This window comes from Yoonia sp. (genome assembly GCF_046498525.1).
GTDB lineage: Bacteria > Pseudomonadota > Alphaproteobacteria > Rhodobacterales > Rhodobacteraceae > Yoonia.
Map to the genome: position 1 here is coordinate 1 of NZ_JAWOAN010000216.1, position 5,253 is coordinate 5,253.

At 58.2% G+C, this 5,253-nt stretch carries 6 protein-coding genes; 1 reads left to right on the forward strand and 5 read right to left on the reverse strand.

Translation table 11 applies throughout. The features are described from left to right. Positions 1-245 (forward strand): hypothetical protein (locus tag R6T97_RS13235; protein WP_410349768.1); only part of this gene is annotated, 245 nt, incomplete at its 5' end. 212 nt (positions 246-457) lie between these two features. On the opposite strand, the gene R6T97_RS13240 is transcribed toward R6T97_RS13235, so the two are convergent. From R6T97_RS13240 to hydA, 5 genes are all read right to left on the reverse strand, one after another. Continuing rightward, a complete protein-coding gene (locus R6T97_RS13240; protein WP_410349769.1) occupies positions 458-1,450 on the reverse strand; it encodes an ABC transporter substrate-binding protein in 993 nt (330 codons plus the stop codon). Positions 1,451-1,496: 46 nt separating this feature from the next. Then, the gene (locus R6T97_RS13245) at positions 1,497-2,348 is read right to left on the reverse strand and encodes an ABC transporter permease (RefSeq protein WP_410349770.1); all 852 of its coding nucleotides are present in this window, start codon (positions 2,346-2,348) and stop codon (positions 1,497-1,499) included. Continuing rightward, a complete protein-coding gene (locus tag R6T97_RS13250) occupies positions 2,345-3,265 on the reverse strand; it encodes an ABC transporter permease (protein WP_410349771.1) in 921 nt (306 codons plus the stop codon). The genes R6T97_RS13245 and R6T97_RS13250 overlap by 4 nt, the downstream gene beginning before the upstream one ends. Before the next feature lie 45 nt (positions 3,266-3,310). Next, complete coding sequence (locus R6T97_RS13255) at positions 3,311-4,093, reverse strand: ABC transporter ATP-binding protein (protein WP_410349772.1); 783 nt, start codon at positions 4,091-4,093, stop codon at positions 3,311-3,313. Positions 4,094-4,128: 35 nt separating this feature from the next. Beyond that, on the reverse strand, positions 4,129-5,253 hold a 1,125-nt coding region (gene hydA, locus R6T97_RS13260; RefSeq protein ID WP_410349773.1), incomplete at its 5' end, for a dihydropyrimidinase.

The following is a 5,253-nucleotide window of genomic DNA, read 5'->3' on the forward strand; positions in this document are numbered from 1 at the left end:
CAAGTGCAGGGCTCTTAATACCCCATGTGCCCAAAGTCGGCTTTTTATTTGAAATGCCGAATATCGGTTTACCGTTTAATTGGATGCCGCGCCATACTGTAACCTCAGTCCCTTTTGTTGTGGGGACTTTTACAGCCGCAGGTCCAGCAACTTTCCACATCGCAGACAAGGCAGGAAGAGAAACAAGCGCGGTTCCAGTAACTGCCAAAGCCTTCTGTGACGTTGAGAGCTTATCCCAATTCTGAGCGGTGCTGTGTCCAAAAGCACGCCCATTTCTGCCAAATGGCGTGCTGCGGCGCTGCCCATCAGGCCAGCACCCACAACGATCACATCAAAGCTTTGGTCGGTCATGAAGATCCCCGGATCAAAATCAGCCCGCAAACCATGCACAGACTGGTGCCGAAAGAAAACGGGCGCCGAAAGGTCCGGCGCCCGTTGCGTTCTTACAAAATGCAGGTCAATTCAGCGCGGCATCCGTGATCACGCTCGTCCAAGCGCCCTCTGGCTGCATGGAAATGACCGGATCAGAGCCACCCCCAAGCAGCGTATCCACCGTCCGCTGGAAATCTGCAGGATCAAGCGCACCGTTGGACCCCGCAGTCAGTTTGGCAACCTCGCCCATCATGCGGATCTGGGCCGCCTCGCCCTGTGCACCGGTTTCGTCGTAGTCGAGCACGATGCCAGCCGCCGCTTCGGGGTTTTGCTCGGCCCATTTCCAGCCTTGCATCGAGGCACGCACAAAGCGCACCATCTTGTCGACGAAAACCGGATCTTCGAGGTTTTCTTCCAGCACATAAATGCCGTCTTCAAGCGTGGCGACGCCTTGGTCTTCATACTTGAACGTCACCAGTTCATCCTCGGACACACCGGCATCCAGCACCTGACCAAATTCGTTGTAGGTCATGGTCGAAATGCAGTCAGCCTCGCGGTTCAGGAGCGGATCGACGTTAAAGCCCTGACGCAGGACCGCTACGCCGTCTTCACCACCATCCGTCGGAATACCGGCCTGGCTCATCCAGCTCAGGAACGGGTACTCATTGCCAAAGAACCAGACGCCGATTGTCTTGCCGCGGAAATCTTCGACGTTCTCAATGCCGGTATCCTTCCAGCAGGTCAGCATCAGACCAGACGTCTTGAACGGCTGCGCGATATTCACGACAGGCAAACCACGTTCCCGTGCTGCCAGCGCCGAAGGCATCCAGTTCAACATCGCGTCGGCACCGCCACCGGCAAGCACCTGCGGTGGCGCGATATCCGGACCACCCGGCAGGATCGTGACGTTCAGCCCTTCGTCGTCGTAGTATCCGTTTTCAAGGGCCACATAGTAGCCCGCGAACTGAGACTGTGTGACCCACTGCAATTGCAGCGCCACATCGTTGGCGTGGGCATCAGCATGTGCGGCCCCGCCCAGTCCTGCGGCACAAGCTGCCGCCATCATCAACTTCTTCATATCATGACCTCCTAGTCAGTTGTTTTGCCCTCTTTGCGGGGCTCCATTATTTGCGTTGCGATGGGTGCCAGAATGTCACCCGCCCCTCGATCCATGCGACGACTCCGTAAAGCGTGCTCCCTGCGATGGCCGCCACGACAATTTCAGCCCACACCATATCAAGTGCAAGCCGCCCCACAGAGGTAGAGATACGAAACCCCATCCCGACCGTCGGAGAGCCGAAGAATTCAGCAACAATGGCACCAATCAGCGCCAAAGTGGTCGCAATTTTAAGCCCGTTGAAAATAAAAGGCATCGCGGCAGGCAGGCGAAGCTTGAAAAGGGTCGCCCAATAGCCGGCACCGTAGGTGCGCATCAGGTCACGCTGCATCGCTGCGGTATCGCGCAGACCGGCTACCGTATTCACAAGGATGGGAAAGAACACCATCACGGCAACGACAGCCGCCTTGGAGTGCCAGTCACTGCCCAGCCAGCGCACAAAGATCGGCGCTGTTCCCACAATCGGAAGTGCGGCCATAAAGCCACCCACAGGCAGAATGCCCCGCGTGAGAAACTCGGACCGGTCCGCCAAAACCGCCACTGCAAAAGCGGCAATCATACCGATGATGTAGCCGGTCATCGCGCCCTTGAGGATGGTCTGTTCGAAATCCGCCCAAAGCGTCGGCAACTCAGCGGCAAAGCGGCTGGCAATCGCCGTCGGCGGCGGCAGGATCACCGGACTGACCTCCAGCATCCGGACCAGCAATTCCCACATGATCAGGATCGTTACCCCAAAAATCACAGGCACCAACAGCTTTACCAATCTGCTGTGTGCCGCGGGACTATTGGCTAATCGGGCATTCACAAACCAGCCCGCGCCCCAGACCGCCAGGGCACTGATGATCGCCGTTCCCGTCATGCTGCCTGCATCCCCATGCGGCGCAAGGTCCAGCGTTCGATCACGCTAAAGAACCCCACCAGCAGGGCCGCCGTGATTGCAGCCGCAAAAAGGGCCGCCCATGTCACCATCGGCTGGCCGTATTGGTCACCGACCAGCATCCGCGCACCAAACCCGGCCCGCGCACCGGTCGGCAGTTCAGCTACGATCGCACCCACCAAAGAAGCCGAAATTCCGATTTTGAGCGAGGCAAAAAGATAAGGCACCGATGAGGGCAACCGCAGCTTCCAAAATGCCTGCGCAGGACTGGCATAATAGGTACGCAGCTGGTCAAGTTGCATCGCATCGGGGCTGCGCAACCCCTTCACCATGCCCACGACAACAGGAAAAAAGCTCAGATAGGCACTGATCACAGCCTTTGGAAACAACCCCTGAATCCCGATCGATCCCAGCATCACGATAATCATCGGCGCCAGCGCCAATATCGGGATCGTCTGACTGGCAATCGCCCATGGCATCACGCTCATGTCCATTGCGCGGTTGTAGACAATACCCACCGCCAGCATAATTCCCAGCGTCGTGCCAATTGCAAAACCGACCAGTGTGGCTGACAGCGTCACCCACCCGTGATAGACCAGCGACCGGCGCGAAGAGACGTTCTTCATCACGATCGTATCCCACATCTCGACTGCAACCTGATGCGGCGAAGGCAGCCTTGGGCGGTCCAGCGTATAGGTCATACCGAAAAGATGCGGATTACGCAGCGCCAATCCGATCCCCGATACCTCTTGCCGCGCCGCCGGCGTATCAGGCGTCACCGCCACGTCCTGACGCTGTGCCATATCTGCCGTCAGATGCATGTTCATCGGGACGACGGACACGACCCAAAACAACAGGATAGCCCCTACAACAGTCAGGACAGGAAGCAGGGACTTCAATCGCTCTCTCCGTCATCTTTGCCAAAAAACTCCCGCCGAGGGCTCCTAGTCATCAACATGCCCCGCCCTCAACCCGTCACGTACGCGATGCGCCACTGCGATAAACTCCGGCGTATCGCGAATATCCAAAGGCCGCTCTTTGGGCAAAGGACTGTCGATCACATCGGTAATCCGACCCGGGCGCGGCGACATCACGACGATCTTGGTGGACAGATATACCGCCTCCGGGATCGAGTGGGTGACAAAGCCAATTGTCTTCTGAGTGCGCGCCCATAGCTGTAACAACTGCTCGTTGAGGTGATCGCGCACGATTTCGTCCAACGCCCCAAAGGGCTCGTCCATCAACAGGATATCCGCATCGAACGCCAAAGCCCGCGCGATCGAGGCACGCTGCTGCATGCCACCGGACAACTGCCAGGGGAACTTCTTTTCAAACCCCGCCAGATCAACCAGTTCCAACACCCGGGCGACACGCGCAGCCTGTTCAGTTCTGGAAAACCCCATGATCTCCAACGGCAGCTTCACATTGCCGCCAATCGTCCGCCATGGATAAAGGCCAGCAGCTTGAAACACATAGCCATAAGCACGCGCCATCCGCGCCTCGTCCGGTGTCATGCCATTGACGGTCAAAGTGCCGCCTGTCGGTGTCTCCAACCCCGCGATACAGCGCAGGAACGTCGTCTTGCCGCAGCCCGATGGGCCAATGAACGAGACAAATTCGCCCTTCGCAATCTCGAGGCTTACGTCCTTGAGCGCATGAACCGGCCCATCATTGGTTTCAAACGTCAGGTTCAGGCCCTGCGCATCAATCGTCGTCTCAGTTTCCACAGATCACCCCGCAGCCCCGGACCTCAAATGCCAAGTCAAACACCCGTCGCCGGAATACCCGTCCGCTCCACAGGCCGTGGCGCGGTCAGTTCCTTCCACGTGCTCAACGCCTTGTTCGTCGGTGTATTCGCCTCTCGCTTGACGAATTTTCCGTGGCCTTCCTGCGTGCGCACTTCGCCATCATGGATCGCTACATGGCCCCGCGTCAGGGTAAAGCGCGGCAGGCCCTTCACCTCTTTTCCCTCGAACACATTATAGTCGATGGCAGATTGTTGCGCCCCGGCGGTGATCGTCTTGGATTTTTCAGGGTCCCAGACCACCAGATCGGCATCTGCGCCCACCAGAACGGAACCCTTGCGCGGATAACAGTTAAGCACCTTTGCAACATTGGTCGAGGTCACGGCGACAAACTCGTTCATCGTCAAACGCCCGGTCGCCACGCCATGCGTCCACAGCATCGGCATCCGGTCCTCTAGCCCGCCGGTACCATTTGGGATCTTGGTGAAATCACCAACGCCATAACGCTTTTGTTCGGTGCTAAACGCACAGTGGTCAGTGGCTACAACGGACAACGAACCAGACTGCAACCCAGCCCATAGGCTGTCCTGATGCTGCTTGTTGCGGAACGGCGGCGACATAACGCGGCGTGCCGCATGGTCCCAATCCTTATTGAAATACTCACTCTCATCCAGCGTCAGATGCTGGATCAGCGGCTCACCCCAGACACGCTTGCCCTGCATGCGGGCCCGGCGGATCGCCTCATGCGCCTCTTCGCAGGATACGTGCACGACATAAAGCGGCACGCCGGTCATATCGGCGATCATGATGGCGCGGTTCGCGGCCTCGCCCTCGACCTGCGGGGGGCGGGAATAGGCATGCGCCTCTGGTCCGGTGTTACCCTCGGCCAGCAGCTTGGCGGACAGTTCGGCCACCACATCACCATTTTCGGCATGGACCATCGCAATGGCACCCAGCGAGGCCAGACGCGAGAAGGACGCATACATCTCGTCATCATTGACCATCAGCGCGCCTTTATAGGCCATGAAGTGCTTGAACGTGTTGATGCCGCGGTCCTTGACAACGCTCTCCATCTCGTTGAACACCTGCTCGCCCCACCATGTCACGGCCATGTGGAACGAATAATCGCAGTTCGCACGGCC